The organism is Pseudomonas frederiksbergensis (assembly GCF_001952935.1).
GTDB lineage: Bacteria > Pseudomonadota > Gammaproteobacteria > Pseudomonadales > Pseudomonadaceae > Aquipseudomonas > Aquipseudomonas frederiksbergensis.
In genome coordinates this window covers 2283783-2304540 of record NZ_CP018319.1, presented here as the reverse complement: position 1 = coordinate 2304540, position 20758 = coordinate 2283783, and the positions used below count along the sequence as shown (strand labels likewise).

General features: G+C 58.8%; 19 protein-coding genes. 4 read left to right on the top strand and 15 right to left on the bottom strand.

The genetic code is table 11. The features are described 5' to 3' along the window. Positions 1-4: 4 nt before the first annotated feature. Both PFAS1_RS10655 and PFAS1_RS10650 read right to left on the bottom strand, forming a co-directional pair. Positions 5-598, bottom strand: coding sequence for a hypothetical protein (locus PFAS1_RS10655; protein ID WP_076031517.1), 594 nt, complete (start codon positions 596-598; stop codon positions 5-7). After that, positions 564-1304 (bottom strand): SURF1 family protein, encoded by a 741-nt coding sequence (locus PFAS1_RS10650; protein WP_076029132.1) that lies wholly within the window; start codon positions 1302-1304, stop codon positions 564-566. Before PFAS1_RS10650 ends, PFAS1_RS10655 begins: the two co-directional genes overlap by 35 nt. A 70-nt stretch (positions 1305-1374) precedes the next feature. On the opposite strand from PFAS1_RS10650, the gene PFAS1_RS10645 reads away from it, so the two are divergent. Next, positions 1375-1578 carry a twin transmembrane helix small protein gene (locus PFAS1_RS10645; RefSeq protein WP_076029131.1) on the top strand — a complete coding sequence of 68 codons (204 nt, stop codon included), beginning with the start codon at positions 1375-1377 and terminating at the stop codon, positions 1576-1578. 3 nt (positions 1579-1581) lie between these two features. Here PFAS1_RS10645 and PFAS1_RS10640 read toward each other — a convergent pair whose 3' ends face one another. The 4 genes from PFAS1_RS10640 to coxB form a co-directional block, all read right to left on the bottom strand. Further along, the gene (locus tag PFAS1_RS10640; RefSeq protein ID WP_074872326.1) at positions 1582-2469 is read right to left on the bottom strand and encodes a cytochrome c oxidase subunit 3; all 888 of its coding nucleotides are present in this window, start codon (positions 2467-2469) and stop codon (positions 1582-1584) included. A 33-nt stretch (positions 2470-2502) separates the two neighbouring features. After that, the gene (locus tag PFAS1_RS10635; RefSeq protein ID WP_074872327.1) at positions 2503-3060 is read right to left on the bottom strand and encodes a cytochrome c oxidase assembly protein; all 558 of its coding nucleotides are present in this window, start codon (positions 3058-3060) and stop codon (positions 2503-2505) included. Positions 3061-3225: 165 nt separating this feature from the next. Next, positions 3226-4818, bottom strand: coding sequence for a cytochrome c oxidase subunit I (ctaD, locus tag PFAS1_RS10630; protein WP_074872329.1), 1593 nt, complete (start codon positions 4816-4818; stop codon positions 3226-3228). An 82-nt stretch (positions 4819-4900) separates the two neighbouring features. Beyond that, entirely contained in the window at positions 4901-6028 is a 1128-nt protein-coding gene (coxB, locus tag PFAS1_RS10625) for a cytochrome c oxidase subunit II (RefSeq protein WP_074872331.1), read from the bottom strand. Positions 6029-6399: 371 nt separating this feature from the next. Here coxB and PFAS1_RS10620 point away from each other — a divergent pair, with 371 nt between their 5' ends. Then, entirely contained in the window at positions 6400-7050 is a 651-nt protein-coding gene (locus tag PFAS1_RS10620) for a hypothetical protein (RefSeq protein WP_008152480.1), read from the top strand. Positions 7051-7169: 119 nt separating this feature from the next. On the opposite strand, the gene PFAS1_RS10615 is transcribed toward PFAS1_RS10620, so the two are convergent. The 3 genes from PFAS1_RS10615 to PFAS1_RS10605 all read right to left on the bottom strand — a co-directional run bounded on the left by PFAS1_RS10615 (position 7170) and on the right by PFAS1_RS10605 (position 10820). Next, entirely contained in the window at positions 7170-8696 is a 1527-nt protein-coding gene (locus tag PFAS1_RS10615; protein ID WP_076029130.1) for a SulP family inorganic anion transporter, read from the bottom strand. Positions 8697-8786: 90 nt separating this feature from the next. Then, positions 8787-9518 carry a carbonic anhydrase gene (locus tag PFAS1_RS10610; protein WP_033059830.1) on the bottom strand — a complete coding sequence of 244 codons (732 nt, stop codon included), beginning with the start codon at positions 9516-9518 and terminating at the stop codon, positions 8787-8789. A 243-nt stretch (positions 9519-9761) separates the two neighbouring features. Continuing rightward, positions 9762-10820, bottom strand: a complete 1059-nt coding sequence (locus PFAS1_RS10605; RefSeq protein WP_076029129.1) for a PA0069 family radical SAM protein — start codon at positions 10818-10820, stop codon at positions 9762-9764. Between the two features lie 207 nt (positions 10821-11027). Between PFAS1_RS10605 and PFAS1_RS10600 the strand changes: the two genes are divergently transcribed. Continuing rightward, positions 11028-11333: a hypothetical protein gene (locus PFAS1_RS10600; protein ID WP_076029128.1), complete on the top strand. Its 306-nt coding sequence runs from the start codon at positions 11028-11030 to the stop codon at positions 11331-11333. 66 nt (positions 11334-11399) lie between these two features. Here the strand turns inward: PFAS1_RS10600 and PFAS1_RS10595 are convergent, their stop codons facing one another. From PFAS1_RS10595 to PFAS1_RS10585, 3 genes are read right to left on the bottom strand one after another with little or no spacing between them, the layout of a single operon-like run. Next, on the bottom strand, positions 11400-12701 hold the full coding sequence (locus tag PFAS1_RS10595) for a c-type cytochrome (RefSeq protein WP_076029127.1): 1302 nt from the start codon (positions 12699-12701) through the stop codon (positions 11400-11402). A gap of 12 nt (positions 12702-12713) precedes the next feature. Further along, positions 12714-14498: a GMC family oxidoreductase gene (locus PFAS1_RS10590; protein ID WP_076029126.1), complete on the bottom strand. Its 1785-nt coding sequence runs from the start codon at positions 14496-14498 to the stop codon at positions 12714-12716. A gap of 2 nt (positions 14499-14500) precedes the next feature. Next, complete coding sequence (locus PFAS1_RS10585) at positions 14501-15241, bottom strand: gluconate 2-dehydrogenase subunit 3 family protein (RefSeq protein WP_076029125.1); 741 nt, start codon at positions 15239-15241, stop codon at positions 14501-14503. A gap of 300 nt (positions 15242-15541) precedes the next feature. On the opposite strand from PFAS1_RS10585, the gene PFAS1_RS10580 reads away from it, so the two are divergent. Continuing rightward, a complete protein-coding gene (locus PFAS1_RS10580) occupies positions 15542-16186 on the top strand; it encodes a phosphatase domain-containing protein (RefSeq protein ID WP_076029124.1) in 645 nt (214 codons plus the stop codon). 9 nt (positions 16187-16195) lie between these two features. Here the strand turns inward: PFAS1_RS10580 and PFAS1_RS10575 are convergent, their stop codons facing one another. The 3 genes from PFAS1_RS10575 to prlC form a co-directional block, all read right to left on the bottom strand. Beyond that, positions 16196-18238 carry a M3 family metallopeptidase gene (locus PFAS1_RS10575; RefSeq protein ID WP_076029123.1) on the bottom strand — a complete coding sequence of 681 codons (2043 nt, stop codon included), beginning with the start codon at positions 18236-18238 and terminating at the stop codon, positions 16196-16198. Between the two features lie 114 nt (positions 18239-18352). Continuing rightward, positions 18353-18640 (bottom strand): YheV family putative zinc ribbon protein, encoded by a 288-nt coding sequence (locus PFAS1_RS10570; protein ID WP_074872347.1) that lies wholly within the window; start codon positions 18638-18640, stop codon positions 18353-18355. Continuing rightward, positions 18637-20715 carry an oligopeptidase A gene (prlC, locus tag PFAS1_RS10565; protein ID WP_198044962.1) on the bottom strand — a complete coding sequence of 693 codons (2079 nt, stop codon included), beginning with the start codon at positions 20713-20715 and terminating at the stop codon, positions 18637-18639. Before prlC ends, PFAS1_RS10570 begins: the two co-directional genes overlap by 4 nt. Positions 20716-20758: the final 43 nt, after the last annotated feature.

The window sequence follows — 20758 nt, the reverse complement described above, 5'->3', positions numbered from 1 at the left end:
GCCCTTATCCGATGTTCGACAGTTTCAGCAAATGGCGCAGGTCGTTGAGCAGATCCTTGCCTTTCACCGTCGGGTCGTAGCGCAGCACCAGATTGCCGTGAGGGTCGATGATCCACAGCTGCGGCACAGCTTTGTCGCCGGCAGTTTTGTGGAACTCGGTCAGGCTCAGTGGATAGCGCTGCAATTGAGGATACTCGCGCGTCAGCTTGGCGTCGTACTCGCTGCTCAGCGGTTGTGCCATGGCCAAGGCATGACTGGCGCGCCCGGCATCACGGCCGAGGCCGATCTGGATCTGTCGCGCCAGGTACACCAGTTGCTGGCAGTCCACCGAGCACTCCTTGGGCGCGGTCACCAGTATCTGCCAACGATCCTCCTGCGCCTGCACGCCGAGGTCGGCGCGGGTCTGGCCGTTGCCGATCAGTTCGCCGTGATAGCTGCGACCTTCCGGTACCCAGAACTGCAATTTGTACATGCCGGTGGCGAGGATCATCGGACCGATCACCCCAAGCAGGATCAGCAGCAACTGCAATCGCCCCTTGCGCCGACTCACCGGCGCTTTCGCTTCAGACATGCTGGGTGGATTCATGGCCGCTCCCATGGTGTTTCTCCTTTGCGTTGTGCCAGCCGAGATAGAGATAGAGGCCGAACAGGGCGATCGACATGGCGAACCACTGCACGGCATAAGCCAGGTGTTTTTCCGGTCCCATGGCGACTACCGGCCAGTCAGCCTGGTAAGTCGCGGGAGCGCTTTCTGCGCGTAATTCGTAGGCAAAACCTTCACGATCCAGCGCCGTCCAGAGCCTGGCCGGTTCGACTGCGGTGATCAGTTGTGGCCAGGTCGTGGTGTTCGGGTCGGCGTGCAACTGGAAGGTAGCGCCAGGGGCGATATAGACCCAGGCAACGAGACTCAAGGCCTGAGTCGGCGTGGTGAATTGCGGTGGGATGCGGCGATCCGGCCACGGCAGCCAGCCGCGATTGACCAGCAGCCAAAGCCCGGTCGCCTGATCCTGAAACGGCTGCAGCAGTTCGACGCCAACCTTGCCGTCGCGCTGACGGTTATCCAGCAACAGGCTGTGGGCGGCATCGAACTGGCCGTGCAGGTGAACCCGGCGAAAGGCCGGATCTGCGGTGTGTTGCAACTCGGTGCTGGCCATCGGTTCGGCGGCGCGGCGCTCGGCGTAGCTTTGCAGCAGCGCACTTTTCTCTGCGCCCCGGCTCAATTGCCAGAACCCGAGTGACACCAGCATGGGCAACAACACCGCGACCACCAGGGTCGGCACGATGCCCGGCCGGAAACGCTTCATGGCGTCGCCAGAAAGTCAGTAGTCGCGATAGCTATACTCAAGTGCATCGCCTTTCCCCCGGAGTCTCACCATGCTCAAAGCAGCCATCGTCCTGATGCTGATTGCCACGGTTGTCAGCCTGTTCAGCGGCCTGTTTTTTCTGGTCAAGGACGACAGCAGCTCGAACCGCCTCGTCATTGCCTTGAGTGTTCGTGTCACGCTGGCCGCCATAACCGTCGGCTTGATTGCCTGGGGTTTTTTCAGCGGCCAACTGGTGTCGCACGTACCTTGGTAACCCTCAGAGCACGTAGACGAAAACGAAAAGACCGATCCACACCACGTCCACGAAGTGCCAGTACCAACTCGCCGCTTCAAACGCGAACTGATGATCGGCATCGAAGTGCCCGCGCATGACCCGCATCAACATCACGAACAGGATGATGGTGCCGATGGTCACGTGGGCGCCGTGGAAACCGGTGAGCATGAAGAAGGTCGCGCCGTAGATGCCCGAACCGAGCGTCAGGCCCAGTTCGTGGTACGCGTGTATGTATTCTTCGGCCTGGAAACCAAGGAACGCGCAGCCCAGTAGCACGGTGAGCGCCAGCCAGATTTTCAGCGCGCCGCGATGGCCCTTTTTCAAAGCGTGGTGAGCGATGGTCACGGTGACGCTGGAACTCACCAGCAAGACGGTGTTGAGCAACGGCAGGCCCCAGGGACTGATGACGTCCTTGGGCGGCGGAAACAGTTTCGAATCAGGGTTGTTCAGCAACGGCCAGACGAACTCAAAATTAGGCCAGAGCATATGAGCGAGGCCTTTGGCCCCTTCACCCCCGAGCGCCGGGCCGGAAATGGCTCTGACATAAAACAGCGCGCCGAAGAACGCGATGAAGAACATCACCTCCGAGAAGATGAACCAGCTCATGCCCCAGCGGAACGAGCGATCCATCTGTGCGCTGTACAACCCCTGGCGGCTTTCCTTGATGACCGTACCGAACCAGCCGAACAGCATGTACGCCAGCAGCAGGCCACCGACGAAAAAGATCAGCGGGCCGTGGGACTCCGGCCGCGCCGCCTTCAGGTCGTTGAACCAGGTGGCCAGGCCGAACACGGTGACGAACATTCCGATCGTGGCAATGATCGGCCATTTGCTCTGTGCCGGAACGTAATAATGCTCATGAGTTGCCATTTATTGTTCTCCTTATCGGGCACGCTTTAACGCCTAGCCACCAGTGTTTGCAGCAACAGCTGCGGGCGGATGACGTGCGGTGATATCGAACAGCGTGTAGGAAAGCGTCAGGTGCTTCACATCCTTGGGCATGTCACGGTCAACGATGAAACGTACCGGCATCTCGATCCGTTGACCGGGCTGCAGCACTTGCTGGGTAAAGCAGAAACATTCGGTCTTGTGGAAATACGCCGCCGCGGCGCTGGGCGCGATGCTCGGAACCGCCTGGGCGCTCATCGGCTGATCGGTCGGGTTGTGCGCGATGAAGATCATCTCGTTCACCGCCCCCGGATTCGCCGTCAGCTCATCGCTCTTGGGGTAGAAATCCCAAGACATGTCGGCGGAATTGGTCGACAGAAACTGCACGCGAACCTGCCGCGAGGTGTCGACCGTTTGCTCGCCCTCGTACTGCCCGCCGGTCTTGCCGTTGATGCCGAACGCCTTGCACATAACGTCATAGATCGGCACCAGGGCAAACCCGAAGACAAACATCGCCACCACCACCAGCAACAGGCGCGTGACCAGTTTCTTCAAAGAAATAGAGTCAGCCATCGCTTCTAACCTCCGCAGAGAACCCTATGGGAGCTGCCCTTTGTGGCGAGGGAGCTTGCTCCCGCTCGGCTGCGAAGCAGACGCAAACCTTTTGGGGCCGCTTCGCGACCCAGCGGGAGCAAGCTCCCTCGCCACACAGGCTCGCCCCCACAAAGGTCGCAGTGTTCATTTCACTTCCGGCGGCGTGGTGAAGGTGTGATACGGCGCCGGCGACGGAATGCTCCATTCCAGGCCTTCTGCTCCATCCCACGGCTTGGCCGGTGCCGGCTCGCCACCACGGATGGTCTTGATCACGATGAACAGGAAGAAGATCTGCGTGGCGCCGAACATGAACGCACCGATCGACGAGACCATGTTGAAGTCGGCGAACTGCAGGTTGTAGTCGGGAATCCGCCGTGGCATGCCCGCCAGCCCCACGAAGTGCATCGGGAAGAACGCCAGGTTCATGCCGATGAACGAGAGCCAGAAGTGCAGCTTGCCGAGGGTTTCGTCGTACATGTGGCCGGTCCATTTCGGCAGCCAGTAGTAGGCCGAGGCGAAGATCCCGAAGATCGCCCCCGGTACCAGCACGTAATGGAAGTGCGCGACCACAAAGTAGGTGTCCTGGTACTGGAAGTCCGCCGGGGCGATGGCCAGCATCAGCCCGGAGAAACCGCCGATGGAAAACAGGATCACGAATGCCACCGCAAACAGCATCGGTGTCTCGAAGGTCAGCGAGCCTTGCCACATGGTGCTGGCCCAGTTGAACACCTTCACGCCGGTCGGCACCGCGATCAGCAATGTGGCGTACATGAAGAACAACTCCCCCACCAACGGAATGCCGACCACGAACATGTGGTGCGCCCAGACGATGAACGACAGGAACGCGATACTCGCCGTCGCATAGACCATCGAGGTGTAGCCGAACAGCGGCTTGCGTGAGAAGGCCGGAATGATCGAGCTGACGGCACCGAAGGCCGGCAGGATCATGATGTACACCTCGGGGTGACCGAAGAACCAGAACACGTGCTGGAACAACACCGGGTCACCACCACCGGCGGCACTGAAGAAACTGGTGCCGAAGTGGATGTCCATCAGCATCATCGTCACGCAGCCGGCCAGTACCGGCATCACCGCGATCAGCAGGAACGCGGTAATCAGCCAGGTCCAGACGAACAGCGGCATTTTCATCAACGTCATGCCGGGGGCGCGCAGGTTGAGGATGGTGGCGATCACGTTGATCGCGCCCATGATCGAACTGATCCCCATCAAGTGGATGGCGAAGATGAAGAAGGTCACGCTTTCCGGTGCGTAGGTCGTCGACAGCGGGGCGTAGAACGTCCAGCCGAAGTTCGGTCCGCCGCCGGGGGTGAACAGGGTCGATACCAGCAGGATGAACGCCGCCGGCAATAGCCAGAAGCTGAAGTTGTTCATCCGTGGCAGGGCCATGTCCGGCGCGCCGATCATCAACGGGATCATCCAGTTGGCGAGGCCGACGAAGGCCGGCATCACCGCACCGAAGACCATCACCAGACCGTGCATGGTGGTCATCTGGTTGAAGAATTCCGGCTGGACGATTTGCAGTCCCGGCTGGAACAACTCGGCACGAATCACCATCGCGAACGAGCCGCCCAGCAGGAACATGGAGAACGCGAACCACAGGTACAGCGTGCCGATATCCTTGTGGTTGGTGGTCAGCACCCAGCGCATCAGGCCTTTGGCTGGGCCGTGGGCGTGGGCGGTGCCGGTATGAACATGGTCATCGACGACAGCAGTCATGTCCTGTCTCCTGCAAACAGATGGGCTGGGCAGGCCGGGGCGCGATGCCCCGACGGGTTGCTTACGTGCGCAATAGACCGGGTCATTTGCTTTCCGCCTGTTTCAGCTCCAGCACTTCTTTAGGGGTGACCATGTCGCCTTTATTGTTGCCCCAGGCGTTACGTTCGTAGGTCACGACCGCTGCGATATCGACTTCCGAAAGCTGCTTGCCGAACGCTGCCATGGAGGTTCCGGGCTTGCCGTGGAAGACAATGCCCAAGTGATCCTTGATCGGTCCGGTAGCGATTTTCGAGCCCTTGAGCGCCGGGAACATCGGCGGCAGGCCCTGACCTTCGGCCTGGTGACAGGCGACGCAGGTGGTGTGATAGACCTTGTCGCCGCGCTCCTTGAGCTCCTCGAGGGTCCATTCCTTGCTGGTCAGCTCTTTGAGTTGGAGGGCTTCAGCCTTGCGTTCGGCCAGCCATTTTTCGTAATCGGCCTTCTCCTTGACCTCGACTACGATCGGCATGAAACCGTGGTCCTTGCCGCACAATTCGGCGCATTGACCGCGGTAGAGGCCGGGTTTGTCGACGCGGGTCCAGGCTTCGTTGACGAACCCCGGAATCGCATCGCGCTTGACGGCAAAGGCCGGCACCCACCAGGAGTGGATGACGTCGGCGGAAGTCACCAGGAAGCGCACCTTGGCGCCGATCGGCAGCACCAAAGGCTTGTCGACCTCCAGCAAGTAGTGCTCGCTCTTGGCTTCCTTGTTGTTGATCTGATCGGCAGGCGTGGTCAGGTTGCTGAAGAACTCGACATCCTGGCCCAGGTATTTGTAGTGCCACTTCCACTGATAGCCGGTGACCTGGATATCGATATCCGGCTCACTGGCGTCGTACATCTTGATCAGGGTTGCGGTCGCGGGAACCGCCATGGCCACCAGGATCAGGAAGGGCACGATGGTCCAGAGGATTTCGACGGTGGTGCTTTCATGAAATTTTGCGGCCACCTGCCCGGTCGAGCGGCGGTGGAGAATCATCGACCAGAACATGGCGCCGAAGACGATGACGCCGATCACTACACAGATCCAGAAAATGGTCATGTGCAGGTCAAATACTGCGTGACTGATTTCAGTCGCTCCAGGCGCCATATTCACAGTCCAGGCCGCTTGTGCCTGACTGAAAATCGACCACAACAGGAGGCCCATCCAGACATGTGGATGTCGCATCATTGCGGGTTCCCCTTATAGTTCTTTTTATCCCGCCGGCTTTCACCTGCGGCAAGGGAGCGGCTTTTTCAGACTACGAACTTGAATCGCCGAGCCTTGCTGCGTGTGCAGTCGGGCGTCATCAGCTAACTCCATTCCCACCCGAGTATAGACAGCGACTGCCACCTCGCAACGTGATGGCGTAAATCATCTGAAACAGCTGGGACTTGCGTTCCAAGGCACGAATGGAGAAGGATGCAGACGAGTGGTGGCAAATCGATATAACTTTGATGTCTCAAGGATGAAATAATTATGACAAATGCGTCTTAGCATTTTTCGTATGCCAGCTAAGTTATGTCTTCCCTATTTCATTGCCTTTGTTTCCTGGAGTTTTCATGAACACCGCCGCATTGCGCGAGCAGATCCAAAAAGCCCAACAACACGAAGCCGAAACCGGCCTGCTGACTCGTCAGCTGGAAACCCAATTGCCACACCTTCACTCCGCCATCCAATTGCCGGATGTCGACGCCAACGGCGTGATGACGCGTTTTGTGGCCGCGTATATAGAGCAAGTGCCGGACCTGCTGGACGCAGCCAATGAAGTCGCCAGGGAAGCGGGTATCGAATCACAGATCAAACCGGTGCTGAAAATCGCCGAGCAGTTCTTCCTTCAGCCGCCAGCGATCATGGCCGGTCACGTGGGTCTGGACAGCCTGCTGGACGAAGCCTATCTGGCACACCGCCTGGTCGAAGAGGTCAATGACCTGTACATCAAGCATTTTGGCCAGCCACTGATCCCCTTGGACATGACGGTTGCCAACCTGATTGCCCACCAGCTGATCGGCGAAGAGTTCGCCAATCAACTGGATGAGGCGGTGCATCACGCCGTGGACGAGATGCTCAATGAAGACAGTTTCGCGCTGGAGTCCGTCGAGGCCTACCGCGAGAAACTCAACAGCCCGGACACCGGCGCTGCATGGAAGCGCTGGCCGTGCCTGTCGCGCCAGTTGGGCGTCGGCCTGGAGCTGGATCAGCCAGCGGCTTGATCCATAGATCAACGCAATCCCCTGTGGGAGCGGGCTTGCTCGCGAAAGTGGCGTGTCAGTCAACATTAATGTTGAATGATTGACCGCTTTCGCGAGCAAGCCCGCTCCCACATTGTTATCTACGCGGTGGAACCTACACCGGTAGTGGTCCGCAATCGCCCTTCCAGCCTGCGCTTCAACCCCCGCGCTTCAATCAACAGTTTTGACCCCTTGGCCGCATTGGCCCGACTCCATTCCTCCAGCAACTCCAGGCACGAGTGATCGATGTAGCTCAGGTTATTGAGCGGCACATGCACCGTCGCGCCAGCCGGAATGGTTCCCAGCACCTGGGTCAGCGCCGGCACTTTGAGAAAGGTCGCTGCACCGATCAACCGCAATTCCATTTCGCCGTCCTTGGGCAGGTCGATCAGGCTGATTTTCAGTCGCGAAGCCTTCCAGGCCAGTTTGGCCAGGGTCAGGCCGAAGCCGATCAGCACGCCGGTCAGCAGGTCGGTGAAGATGATCGCCAGGGCTGTTGCCGCGTAGGTGAACATCGGCATCCGGCCATAACGGCCCAGACCGCGGAAGGCCTTGAGGTCGACCAGTTTGAAACCGGTGTAAACCAGAACGCCCGCCAGGCTCGCCACCGGAATGCTTTGCAGCACGCTAGACACCAGCAACACGAAAGCCAGCAGCCACACGCCATGGAAGATCGCCGACAGTCGCGTGGTGGCCCCAGCCTGGACGTTGGCCGAACTGCGTACGATCACGCCGGTCATTGGCAGCGCGCCGAGCAGGCCGCAAAGCATGTTGCCTACGCCTTGAGCCGACAATTCCCGGTCGAAGTCTGAGCGTTGGCCGCTGTGCATGCGGTCCACCGCAGCGGCTGAGAGCAGGGTTTCGGCGCTGGCGATAAACGCCACGGCAAATGCGGCGATCAGCAAGGTCGGGTCAGCCAGATTGAGCAAGTCGGCAGGCTTCAGCCAGTCGATGGCTTCTGCGAGGTTGGCCGGGACTTCCACGCGTTTGACCTGCAAGGCGAGCATCAGGCTGGCGACCGTCGCCAGGCCTACACCCAGCAGCGCGCCGGGAATGAAGCGCAGGGAATGTGGGCGGAATTTCTCCCACAGCCACATCACCGCAATCGTCGACAGTCCGAGCAACCCGGCTTGCCAACCGAAGGAGGGCAAGGCCTGCACGACGGCAGCGGGGAAGGCTGCCAGGTTGTCCAGCCCCGAAGGCTTGGGCACGGCGTCGAGCATCACATGCACCTGTGACAACACGATCAGTACACCAATCCCGGCGAGCATGCCGTAGACCACTGCTGGCGCCGTCACCCGGAACCAGCAGCCCAATTTAAAGCGCCCGGCCAGCAACTGCAGAAAACCCGCCAGTAACAGGATCGGACCGAGCATGGCGATACCATGCTGGCGCACCAGTTCGAACACCAGAACCGCCAAGCCGGCCGCCGGGCCGCTGACTTGCAGTGGCGAACCGGCAAGCCAGCCCACCACCAGGCCACCGATGATGCCGGTGATCAAGCCTTTGGATGGCGGCAGCCCCGAGGCGATGGCGATGCCCATGCACAAGGGCAGGGCGACGAGAAACACAACCACGGACGCCAGCAGCTCCCGTGGCAGAACAGCTTTAAGTTGAGCAGCACGCATGGTGACTCTCCCGAAGTTTTCTTCAGGCATGGCGAAGCCAGGCTGCCTGATCGGCAGCCTCGGCTAAACCACACAATGATTTAGGAGGATTTAGAAGCGCGCTTTAGGCGTCGCCACCGGAATCGGGTGGCTGCCATCGAGCGGCAGGAAACAACCCTTGTCCGCGTCGTAAGCTCTGATTTCGCTGGTTTCGATGTTGTAGATCCAGCCATGGATAAACAACTGACCATTGGCCATGCGCGAGGCTACCGACGGGTGCGTGCGCAAATGCTGCAGCTGGGCGATCACATTCTCCTCGGTGAGGACGTGCATGCTTTCGTTTTCATCAGCGCAATGGCAGTTTTCCTGGACCATGGTTTTTGCCACTTCGGCATGACGCAACCAGGCTTTGACCGTCGGCATTTTTTCCAGGCTTTGCGGGTTGAGCACTGCGCGCATCGCGCCACAGTCGGAGTGCCCGCAGATGATGATGTGCTGCACGCCAAGGGCCAGGACGGCGTATTCGATCGCCGTGGAAACACCGCCATTCATTTGCCCATAAGGCGGCACAACGTTGCCGACGTTACGGGTGACGAACAGATCGCCGGGGGCGCTTTGGGTGATCAGCTCGGGAACGATGCGCGAATCGGCGCAGGCGATGAACATCGCTCTGGGGCTCTGGGCCGTGGCGAGTTTTTTGAAGAGTTCTTCCTGCTGTGGAAAAACTTCGTGATGAAAATGCAAAAAGCCGTCAACGATATGCTGCAGCGCTGCATCGGCGGTTTCCGCCTCCGGTTGGGCTGAAGCCGACGCAGCCAACGGCTGTTTATCCTTGTCACTCATGATTCATCCTCTTTGGCGGAGTCAGGGAATTTTCCCGTTTTGTCCGGTGTGAAGCCAGTGGCTGTTTAAAAAACATCCAGGTCGAGAGCCTCGACCCATCAGTCACTCGATGAACAAGGTAGCGGTCGAAACTTAACTCAAACTGAATAAAACGCTCTAGAACGTGTGTTACAGCTCACAAAAAACGTGACTGGCGTAGTGGCAAAGTGCATTTCACCCTACGCAACCATAGGCCAATTGTCCTCAAATCAACGACATCTGGCGACCGGGCGGACAGAAGGCTTCGCAGTCCAGATTAAAACCTTCCCGACGATTGAGTCCCAGGCGTTTGATGGTTTTGGCAAAGCGCTGCGCCAGCAGATCGGCAAACGGCCCTTCGCCACGCATCCGGGCACCGAAGCGACTGTCGTAGAGCTCGCCGCCACGGCTTTGGCGAATCAGGCTCAACACATGCGCGGCACGTTGAGGATAGTGGGCCGCCAGCCATTCTTCGAACAGCGGTGCAACCTCCAGCGGCAAGCGCAGCATCATGTAGGCCGCACTTTGCGCCCCCGCGGCATGAGCTTCGGTGAGCAGGCTTTCGAGTTCACTGTCGTTGATCATCGGAATCATCGGCGAGCACAGAACGCCCACCGGAATACCCGCTTCACGCATCACGCGGATCGCCCGCAACCGAGCCTTGGGTGCCGCGGCGCGCGGTTCGAGGATGCGTTTGAGCTCATCGTCCAGGGTAGTGAGGCTGATCATCACTGCCACCAGCCTCTGCTCGGCGAGTTCGGCCAGCAGGTCCAGATCCCGAAGAATCAGCGAGCCCTTGGTGATGATGGTCACGGGATGGCGATAGCGCAGCAGCACTTCGAGGGTTTTTCGGGTGATTTTGTGTTCGCGTTCGATCGGTTGATAAGGATCCGTATTGGAGCCCAGATTGATCGGCGCACATTGATAGCCGCGCTTGGACAGTTGTTCTTCCAGCACATCGGCGGCGTTGGTCTTGGCGATCAGTTTGGTTTCGAAATCCAGCCCTGGCGACATGTCCCAATAAGCGTGGCTGGGCCGTGCGTAGCAATAGATGCAACCGTGCTCGCAGCCGCGATAGGGATTGATCGAGCGATCGAAGGGCAAGTCCGGCGAGTTGTTGCGCGTGATGATGGTTTTCGCCGTTTCGATGCGCACCTCGGTGCCCTGGGTGACCGGCGCCTCCTGATACCAGCCGTCATCCTCGGCCACCGAGCGATTCGGTGCGAAACGGTTGTGCGGGTTGGTGGAGGTGCCGCGGCCGCGAGGTGGCAGGGGAGTAGACATCGACAAGGGTCCTTTGGCTGTATGTTCATACAGTATAGGGGCTCGGCAAATTCGGCCAGTGCCGTTCGGCGCCTGGTAATTCTGAGTTCTTTGTATTTAACGCTCGTCACCATGAGATACATATAACGACTGGCATAGTTATAAGAGCTGTTAGTAATATCCCCCTCGCACGAAGTTTCGTGACCAACTATTAAATGGAATTAATCAATGTCGAATTACAATCAGCGCGGTATTTTTTTGCAACTGATGCGAGCCTCTACTGTTAGTCCAAAAGAAGTTCGGGTTTCCATGCAGTTTGCACTAAAGGAAGAGGGTTACGATCCGGAAAACCGTGCTGTCACTTACGCTCTGCTGGACTCGAGCACCCGCGAGGCCGTATCGAACGACGGCGGCGTGACTTTCACCATGGGTACAGCCCATGCTGATGTGGACGGCGATGGTGACATCGACGCACAAGACAAGGCTGTACTGCTGGCCTTGGCGAGTGCCTATTCGAAGATCGTCAAACCTTAATCGCGATTGAGGTTGTAACTGGAATCTAAAAAGAGCGGTATGGAATTTCCCATACCGCTTTTTTATTTAATGAGGCGCCGTTTGGCCCTTGTCATCACTTGAAGTTGTTTTCAAATGGTCTTCCCTTACTGCCATTACATCACTGGCTTTAACAGGGGCCCCTTTGTTTCCCCAACTAGTGGCAATGAAACTCACCACATCCGCCACTTCCTGATCCGACAAGCGCCAGGCGAATCCGGGCATAGTAAAGGTCGAAGGTGCCGTGTGAGTCGCCGGCAGCGTGCCGCCCTTGAGCACGATGTGAATCAGCGACGTCGGATCCTGCGACTGCAACACCGGGTTGCCTGCCAGCGCCGGGAACACTTTGGTGTAGCCATGGCCATCGGTACGGTGACAGGCCGCGCAATTATCGATGTACACCGAAGCGCCGGGCTTGCTGTCGTCCCCGTTCCACAGCGCCTGTGCGACCTGTTTGTCGTACTGGTGCGGCTGATCATTGGGATCATTCGCCGGCAAGGACTTGAGGTAACGGGCAATCGCGGTCAGATCGTTGTCGGTCATGTACTGCATGCTGTGCGTCACCACATCACTCATGCCGCCAAACACGGCGCTGCGATCACTGCGGCCGGTCTTGAGGAACTGCACCAGTTGTTCTTCGCTCCAGCTGCCGAGGCCGTCTTTGTGATCACCGCGCAGACTTTTCGCGATCCAGCCTTCCAATGGCGCACTGCCTGACAGAAATGCGCTGCCTTCGCCTGCATTCAGGGATTTTTCCTGCATGGTCAGGGCACGCGGCGTATGGCACGCGCCGCAATGTCCGAGACCTTCCACCAGATAAGCCCCACGACTGACCACGGCATCTTCGCCGTATGGCGCTTTGTAGTCCGCCACAGCCGGGGCGAACATCCAGCGCCAACCCGCAAGCGGCCAGCGCATGCTCAAAGGCCAGGGAATGTCGCTGGCCTTGTTCGCCTGAGCGACAGGCGCCACGCCGTGCATGAAGTAGGCGTACAAGGCGTTCATGTCGGTTTCGGTGACGCTGGCGTAGGACGGATACGGCATCGCCGGGTACAACGTACTACCGTTTTTGGCGACGCCATGGCGCACGGCCTTGTCGAAATCCTCAAAGCTGTAGTCACCCAGGCCGGTTTTGTCCGGCGTGATATTGGTGGAGTAGATCGTCCCGATCGGCGTTTCCATCGGCAAACCACCGGCGAACGGCTTGCCGTCCTTGGCGGTATGGCAGGCCACGCAGTCACCTGCGCGGGCGAGGTACTCGCCTTGTTTGATCAGGTTTTGATCGATTTCTGCGGCGTTGATGAAGCCACAACCGAACAGTGCCAGGGTCGCGATAACAAGTGCTTTCATGGTCATCGCTCCTTAAGCCTGTACCAGCGGGCCGGGGTTTTTCAGGTACTGCTCGCGGATCGCCCGGGCCGACCAGTAGGTCAACGCGGCCACCAGGCCGGTAGGGTTGTAGCCCAGACCTTGTGGGAAAGCTGACGCTCCGGGGACGAAAACGTTGTGTACGTCCCAGCTCTGCAAGTAACGGTTCAGGGCGCTGGTTTTCGGGTCGGTGCCCATGATCGCGCCACCGTTGAGGTGGGTGGTCTGGTAAGACGCGGTGTTGAAGTGATCGCCAACCTTCTTGCCCAGCACGGCGATGGCCTTGGGGTTCATCGCTTCGGCGATCTTGCCCATTTTCTCGACCATGAAGCGGTTCATCTTGATGTCGTTTTCCTGCCAGTCGAAGGTCATCCGCAACAGCGGCAAGCCGTAGGCATCGCGGTACACTGGGTCCAGATCGAGGTAATTGCCACGGTAGGATTGATGGGCGCCGTGGGCATCCATCGACACTTGATGGGTGTAGTAATCGGCGGTGGCACGTTTCCAGGCACTGCCCCACGCCGGGGTGCCCGGTGGGTTGGATGTGCCAGCGATCGGTCGGCTGCCGGCCTGGTTGACCCACATTGGCGAGCCGCCGACGAAACCATGGGGCCCGTGATCGAAGTTGTCGGCGTTGAAGTCGTCCACCGCCACGCCGTTGCCGCCGGCACCAATAAAGTTGTTGGTGTGGGTGTCTTTGTCGAAGTAAGCCTTGATGGTGGCCATGTTCTGGTAGGCGAAGTTCTTGCCGACCACGCCTTCGCCGCTGATCGGGTCATACGGCTTGCCGATACCCGAAAGCAACATCAGCCGCACGTTGTGGAACTGGAAGGCACCGAGGATCACCAGGTCTGCCGGCTGCTCGATTTCCCGGCCTTGGCCGTCGATGTAGGTGACGCCTGTCGCTTTGCGCTTGGTGCTGTCGAGATTGACCCGCAGTACGTGGGAGTTGGGCCGCAGCTCGAAATTGGGCAGCGGTTTGAGCGCCGGCAGAATGTTTACGTTCGGCGATGCCTTGGAATACATGTAGCAGACGTAACCGCTGCAAAAGCCGCAGAAGTTGCACGGGCCCATTTGTGCGCCGTAAGGGTTGGTATAAGGGCCTGACGTATTGGCCGACGGCAGGTTGTAGGGTTTGTAACCCACTGCGGTGGCCGCTTTCTGAAACAGCTGTGCGGAAACAGTGTTCTTCTGCGATTCCAGCGGGAAATGATTCGAACGATCCGGCGCGTAAGGATTGCCGCCCTTGCCTTCACCGACCAACTGACCCTTCACGGTCCAGGCCTGGCCCGACGTGCCGAAGACCTTCTCGGCGTAATCGAAAAACGGTTCCAGCTCTTCATAGCTGACGCCGAAGTCCTGGATGGTCATGTCCTTGGGGATGAAGCTTTTGCCGTAGCGTTCTTCGTAGTGGCTGCGCATGCGCAACTCGATCGGGTCGACCCGAAAGTGCACGCCGGACCAGTGCAAACCGGCGCCGCCGACACCGTTGCCGGGCAGGAAGGCGCCCAGTTGGCGGTTCGGCAGCGCGATGTCATTCACGCTGTGGCGAATGGTCACGGTCTCTTTGGAAATGTCCTGGAAGAGTTTTTTCCGCACGCTGTAGGTGAGTTCGTCGATCACCTGTGGATAGTTGCCATCGGGGTAAGTGTCCTGCATTGGCCCGCGCTCCAGCGCCAGCACATTCAGGCCGGCTTCTGTCAGCTCCTTGGCCATGATTGCGCCCGTCCAGCCAAAACCGACGATCACTGCGTCGACCTTCTTCATTACCGTTGCCATGCTTACGCCCTCTCGCCGCGAATCGAAACTGCCGGGAAGGGGTATTGCTCGTTGCGTTCCACCCAATCCATGAAATCGGCGCGGGCGCCGGGGAAGCCGATCATGGTCCAGCCGACCATGCCTTTATTGCCGCCGTGAATCGGGTCGCAGAAGAACCCTTCTTTGGTGTTTTGCAGCAGCAGGTTGAAGAAAATCTTCGCGGGGACACTGTCGAACTGCGGTTTTCCGACTTCGAGTTGCTTGAGCAAATCGTCTCGGGTAGCGCTGTCTTGCTCAGCAAATACTTTACCGTTGAACGTTTTCGACCACGCATCCGTAGCGGCAATGCCCAGGCGATAGATCTCTTTGGGCACCAATTTGCTCTGCCAGCCCATTTCCGGAGCGGCGTCTGCGTTGAATGGTCCCTGCATGAACCACAACGCGCCGGCCGCGTAAGGCGTGTTCATCTGGCGGTCGATGTATTCCGGCACACCGGCTTCCAGAGCGCCTGGCCCTTGGGCATCGCTCGGAATCAATTGGGCGACAGCGGCGTTGATGAACGCCCACTCTTCGGCGGTGAAGTAGCTGGGTTCATAGGTGCTGGTGCTGACCGGCGCTTTGGCGGAACCGGCCGGGGCTGCTTCGGGCGCGGCCATCAGGACTGCGCTGCCCAGACCGCTGCTGGCAACGGTGACCACCGGGATCAAGGTCAGGGATTTGCGCAAAAACTCACGCCGCGGGTTGTCTCGATCTTGATCGGACATAGGGTGGCACCTCATCAGGCAGTAGCGGTTTTTCAGCCGTCTCGCAGGACGACTTTTCGTTTTGGCACCGATGCAGATCGCCAGCAAGCGGGGAGCAATAGGGCGCATCGGTAATATTGAGAAACAAATGGTAGCAGGCTAAGCATCAAGATGAACCGATTCAGCTGAAAAACCTCGGTTTTGCAACGAAAGCGATCGGCTGATTCACGATTCTTTGACAGAGGGGTCACAGGCCTTTGACCGCTGGAAGTTGAAGCTCGGCGCCATCTTCCCGACTCTTCATGAACGGTCACCCCGAGCATGTCTCTACTGCGTTGTACCCAGGCGATCTGCCTGTCGCTGGCCGCACTTTTAAACCTGCCGCTGGCCCTTGCCGACGACAGTGCATTACCCCGACCTGAGGAATGGGCTCAATCGGTCGAGGTGCAGTACAACCTTTTCAAAATGTCCCCGACGCTCTATCGCAGTGCATTGCCAGACAGGGGCGCTGTGCCGTTACTGGAAAAACTCAAGGTCGGGACGGTTATCTCGTTCTTGCCCGAGTCGGATTCAAGCTGGTTATCGACGCAAGGAATCGCACAAATACAGCTGCCCTACCGCACCAACCATGTGGATGACGCGCAGGTACTCAATGCCCTTCGTACGATCCAGGCTGCCGAAGCCAAGGGGCCGGTGCTGATGCACTGCAAACATGGTTCCGACCGCACTGGCCTGATGGCGGCCATGTACCGGGTCGTGGTGCAGGGCTGGAGCAAGGAAGACGCCTTGAACGAAATGACTCAGGGTGGCTTTGGTGACAGCACTCATTTCAAGGACGGCATCCGTTACATGATGCAGGCCGATGTCGACAAGCTCCGCACCGCGTTGGCCAACGGCGATTGCAGCACCAGTCCGTTCGCCAGTTGTTCGATGAAGAGCTGGTTCAAATCGGCCCACGTCGAGTAAACCGTTACGTCAGCCGGCAACGGCCTCTGACGAAAGCGCGAACAGATCTTCGGCGATCGGCCGTTCAAGAAACGCTTCCAGGGCGGTCAGCAAGGAGCGCGAATCGCCCGGAGAAAAAAACGCTTCGCGAAAGGCTCGCCCTGTTTGCGCGTTGAAGACCCAATCCTGTTGGAATCGCTTGAAGGCTTCGACAGCCAGTACCCCTGACCACGAGTAGGCGTAAACGGAGGCTGCGTAACCGGTCACCATGTAATCGAAGCTGTTTGCGAACCGACAATAAGACGGCAGTTGCACGTGAGGAAGCTCCCGCTGAACCTCGTCGAATACTTGCTGGATGCTACGACCATCGCCTTGGCTGTGATGCACTTCGAAATCGAACATTGAGCCCAACAACAAGAGTGCGGTTTGTCGGCTGGTCTGGGTTTCGAGGGCTGCCAATGCCGCGTCTACCCGCGCCTCGGTCAAGCGTTCAGCGCTTTGGTGGTGGCCCCCCAGCCATAACAGAAACTCCCGTGACAGGCACCATTGTTCGAATACTTGCCCTGCAAATTCCGCACTGTCGCGCCCCAGTTGGGAAATGCCGGAGAGGTTGTGATGCGGCGAACTCGTCAGCACATGTTGCAGACAATGACCGAACTCATGAAAAAGCACCCGCAGATCCTTGTGCTCAAGCAGGCACGGATGGCCGTCGACCCCAGGGGTGAAGTTGCAGTGAAGATCGGCAATCGGTAGTGCTACGCGGCCTTCGGCGTTTCTTCGCCGGTTTCGCAGTGTGCCGGTCCAGGCGTAATCCGGGGCTGTTTTGCGGTGGTACGGGTCAAGATAAATATGCCCGAGGACTTGGCCATGCTCGCTGATCTCAAACAGTCGCACTTCGTTATGCCAGCGACTGAATTCAGCCTGCTCGAGGATCCGGATCCCGAACAGGCGTTCGCAGAACAGACAGAGTCGTCGCAAGGTGCCGTCCAGGGGAAAATAGTCGCGCAGATTCTCCAAGGCTTGAGGGAAACGATGGTGGCGCAGTTTTTCAGCGAGAAATTCGTGGTCCCAGGCCTGTACTTCCGAAATTCCCCGTTCGAGCGCAAACGCTTGTAGCTCCTTTGAATCCTGTGCAAGTGACGGTGTGTTCAATGCCACTTGCCGACGCAGGAAATGCTGAACCTGATCGGTGGACTCGGCCGCTGCAGTGGCCAGACGCAATTGCGCGTAATTGTCGAAACCAAGCAGTTCGGCTTTCTGGTGGCGCAGCGAAAGCAGCAGCGTCAGTACAGGATCATTATCGAACTCGTCGGCATGCGGGCCTTGATCGGACGCGCGCGTGGAGTACGCCACGAAATATTCTTCTCGCAATGCCCGATTTTCGGCGTACATCATGATTTGCTGGCAGGTGTTTTCATCCAGGGGAATCAGCCAGCCTTCATGTCCTGCTTCTTTGGCCAGGTGTCTCAGGCGATTTTTTACGGTGGGGTATAAACCTTCCAGAACCGCAACGTCATCGACATGCTTGGTCCAGGCAGCGTTGGCGCTTTTCAGATGGATGACAAACAGCTCTTCGAGTCGATTAATGTCGAGGTTCAACCGGGCCAGCTTTTCCCGTTGCGCCTGGGGCAATTCGATTCCCGCCAATTGAAATTTGCGCAGAATCTTGGCCAGCGCGGCCTTGCGCGGTTCATCGAAGTGGAGGGCGATCGAGCTGTTTGCCAACCGCCGGTACGCCTCAAACAACGGGCGATTGCTCATTTTTTCGGATCGGTACTGCGCTGCGGCGTCATTGCATGCAGCAACTGCCGTGTTCCAGGCGGTATCGACGTGTTTCGTCATCGCCAGGGTCTGGATGATGTCCAAAGCCTCGCTCAGCCGTGCATCGACTTCATCGATGGCCAGAACCAGATCATCCCAATTGGGAAGTACGGATTGGCTGATGATGGTTTCGGCAATGATCTGTCGGTTGTCGGTGATGATCGTTGTGATTGCCGGCACGAGGTGTTCGGTGCGGATCTGCGACCAGGGCGGCAGGTCCCAGGCCTGCAAAAGCGGATTGGTGTCGGGCATGGCGTCTTCCTTGAGTAGAGGCTGAATGTGGTCAGCCTATAAAGGAAGCGCAGGGCAAAGGTGGTAGATAGATACCACCTTCCACTCCGTTCTGAAGTGGAAGGTGGCGGTGACTCAGTGTTGCTCGTCAGGTTTTTTCTTCAGCTTCGGATTGGGGAAAAACTGCACGGCCTGAACCTTGGCGTCCGGGACCTTCAGCGCCGAAGTGTTGACCCGCGTGCCCAACTCCTTGGGCACGGACAGGCCTTGTTCATTCAGCGTGTCGGAATAACCGCAGGCCACGCACTCACGGTGCGGGACTGCGTCTTCGTTCCACATCATCAACTTGTCCGGCTCGCTGCAGGCCGGGCAGACTGCCCCGGCGATAAAGCGTTTTTTCGTGATCACAGGACCCTCGCTCATGCTGCCGCGACCTCACTCAGGCCGCTGTGGCGCAAGAGTGCGTCAATCGACGGCGGACGTCCGCGGAAGTCGACGAACAGCACCATCGGTTCCTGGGAGCCACCGCGCGCCAGGATCGCTTCGCGGAAGGCGCGGCCGGTTTCGGCGTTGAGTACGCCTTCTTCTTCGAATTTCGAGAAGGCATCGGCCGACAGCACTTCAGCCCATTTGTAGCTGTAGTAGCCCGCCGCATAACCGCCGGCGAAAATGTGGGCGAAGCTGTTGGGGAAACGGTTGTAGGCCGGCGGACGCATGACCGAGACCTCGTCGCGTACGCCTTCAAGTACCTGCGCCACGCTACGGCCATCACCGTGGGTGGCGTGCAGGTCGAAGTCGAACAGCGAGAACTCCAGTTGGCGGACCATCATCAGACCGGACTGGAAGTTCTTCGCGGCGAGCATTTTCTCCAGCAGGTCCTGAGGCAGCGGTTCGCCGGTTTCATAGTGACCGGAGATCAGCGCCAGACCTTCAGGCTCCCAGCACCAGTTCTCCATGAACTGGCTTGGCAGCTCGACCGCATCCCAGGCCACGCCGTTGATGCCGGATACGCCGGCGTGTTCAACGCGGGTCAACAAGTGATGCAAGCCGTGACCGAATTCGTGGAACAGGGTGGTCACTTCATCGTGGGTCAACAGCGCTGGCTTGCCGCTGTCGGCCGGGGTGAAGTTGCACACCAGGTTCGCCACCGGACTTTGCAGTACGCCGCTGATCGTGCGGCGACGGTCACGGGCGCCGTCCATCCAGGCACCGCCGCGCTTGTTGGCGCGGGCGTAGAGGTCGAAGAAGAAGCGGCCGACGTGCTGGCCGTTTTCCTTGATCTCGAACAGGCGAACATCCGGGTGCCAGGTGTCGAAGCCTTTCAGTTCGGCAATTTCGATGCCGTACAGGCGCTGAACGATAGCGAACAGACCGCCCAGCACTTTATCGATCGGGAAGTAAGCGCGAAGGGCTTCCTGGGCCACGCTGTAGCGCTGCTCACGAAGCTTTTCACCGTAGAAACCGCTGTCCCAGCTTTGCAGGTCCGGGCAGCCTTGTTCGGCGGCGTACGCCTTGAGCTGTTCCAGATCCCGGGCGGCGAACGGCTTGCTGCGCTTGGCCAGATCGCGCAGGAAACTCAGCACCTGATCGCTGGATTCGGCCATTTTGGTGGCCAGGCTCAGCTCGGAGAAGCTGGCGAAACCGAGCAGCTTCGCCAATTCCTGACGCAGGTCGAGGATTTCTTCCATGACCGGGCCGTTATCGTTCTGACCGGCATTCGGGCCTTGGTCCGACGCACGGGTGCAGTAGGCGGCGTAGACTTCTTCGCGCAGGACGCGGTCCTGGGCGTAGGTCATCACCGCGTAGTAGCTCGGGAATTCCAGGGTGATCAGGAAGCCTTCCAGACCTTTGGCCTGTGCCGCCGCGGCCATTTGCGCCTTGGCCGAATCGGTCAGGCCGGCGAGGGCTGCTTCATCGGTGACGTGCTTGGTCCAGGCCTGAGTGGCGTCTAGCAGCTGGTTGGAGAAACGGCTGCCCAGCTCCGACAATTTGCTCTGCACTTCGGCATAACGCTTTTGTTCGGCTTCCGGCAGGTCGATACCCGACAGACGGAAATCACGCAGGGAGTGTTCCAGGATAGTTTTCTGCGCCACCTCGAAACCGGCCGCTTCAGGGCTGTTGGCCAGCGCTTCGAATGCCTCGAACAACTCGCGGTTCTGGCCCAATTCGGTGGAGTAGGCACTCAAGGCCGGCAGGCAGGACTCATAGGCTTCTCGCAATTCGGCGCTGTTGCACACGGCGTTCAGGTGACTAACCGGGCTCCAGGCGGCGCCCAGTCGATCGTTCAGCTCGTCCATCGCCAGCACCAGGCCGGCCCAGGTCGGTTGTTTGCCCTGGGTTTTGAGGATCTCGGTAATGGCGGCGCGGTTGTCAGCCAGGATCTGTTCGATGGCCGGTTGCACGTGTTCGGCACGGATCGCCGAGAACGGCGGCAGGTCGTAGGACTGCAAAAGAGGGTTGTTCACGCTCACGGTTGGCACCTTGGCTGGAAGAAACATTGCGCCATCTTAATTACAATCGACGCTCACCGCAGCTATCAGC

Bases quoted from the DNA above. Each gene is read 5' to 3' on its own strand.
- PFAS1_RS10655 (WP_076031517.1), bottom strand. From the start codon at position 598: ATGGGAGCGGCCATGAATCCACCCAGCATGTCTGAAGCGAAAGCGCCG.
- PFAS1_RS10650 (WP_076029132.1), bottom strand. From the start codon at position 1,304: ATGAAGCGTTTCCGGCCGGGCATCGTGCCGACCCTGGTGGTCGCGGTG.
- PFAS1_RS10645 (WP_076029131.1), top strand. From the start codon at position 1,375: ATGCTCAAAGCAGCCATCGTCCTGATGCTGATTGCCACGGTTGTCAGC.
- PFAS1_RS10640 (WP_074872326.1), bottom strand. From the start codon at position 2,469: ATGGCAACTCATGAGCATTATTACGTTCCGGCACAGAGCAAATGGCCG.
- PFAS1_RS10635 (WP_074872327.1), bottom strand. From the start codon at position 3,060: ATGGCTGACTCTATTTCTTTGAAGAAACTGGTCACGCGCCTGTTGCTG.
- ctaD (WP_074872329.1), bottom strand. From the start codon at position 4,818: ATGACTGCTGTCGTCGATGACCATGTTCATACCGGCACCGCCCACGCC.
- coxB (WP_074872331.1), bottom strand. From the start codon at position 6,028: ATGATGCGACATCCACATGTCTGGATGGGCCTCCTGTTGTGGTCGATT.
- PFAS1_RS10620 (WP_008152480.1), top strand. From the start codon at position 6,400: ATGAACACCGCCGCATTGCGCGAGCAGATCCAAAAAGCCCAACAACAC.
- PFAS1_RS10615 (WP_076029130.1), bottom strand. From the start codon at position 8,696: ATGCGTGCTGCTCAACTTAAAGCTGTTCTGCCACGGGAGCTGCTGGCG.
- PFAS1_RS10610 (WP_033059830.1), bottom strand. From the start codon at position 9,518: ATGAGTGACAAGGATAAACAGCCGTTGGCTGCGTCGGCTTCAGCCCAA.
- PFAS1_RS10605 (WP_076029129.1), bottom strand. From the start codon at position 10,820: ATGTCTACTCCCCTGCCACCTCGCGGCCGCGGCACCTCCACCAACCCG.
- PFAS1_RS10600 (WP_076029128.1), top strand. From the start codon at position 11,028: ATGTCGAATTACAATCAGCGCGGTATTTTTTTGCAACTGATGCGAGCC.
- PFAS1_RS10595 (WP_076029127.1), bottom strand. From the start codon at position 12,701: ATGAAAGCACTTGTTATCGCGACCCTGGCACTGTTCGGTTGTGGCTTC.
- PFAS1_RS10590 (WP_076029126.1), bottom strand. From the start codon at position 14,498: ATGGCAACGGTAATGAAGAAGGTCGACGCAGTGATCGTCGGTTTTGGC.
- PFAS1_RS10585 (WP_076029125.1), bottom strand. From the start codon at position 15,241: ATGTCCGATCAAGATCGAGACAACCCGCGGCGTGAGTTTTTGCGCAAA.
- PFAS1_RS10580 (WP_076029124.1), top strand. From the start codon at position 15,542: ATGTCTCTACTGCGTTGTACCCAGGCGATCTGCCTGTCGCTGGCCGCA.
- PFAS1_RS10575 (WP_076029123.1), bottom strand. From the start codon at position 18,238: ATGCCCGACACCAATCCGCTTTTGCAGGCCTGGGACCTGCCGCCCTGG.
- PFAS1_RS10570 (WP_074872347.1), bottom strand. From the start codon at position 18,640: ATGAGCGAGGGTCCTGTGATCACGAAAAAACGCTTTATCGCCGGGGCA.
- prlC (WP_198044962.1), bottom strand. From the start codon at position 20,715: ATGTTTCTTCCAGCCAAGGTGCCAACCGTGAGCGTGAACAACCCTCTT.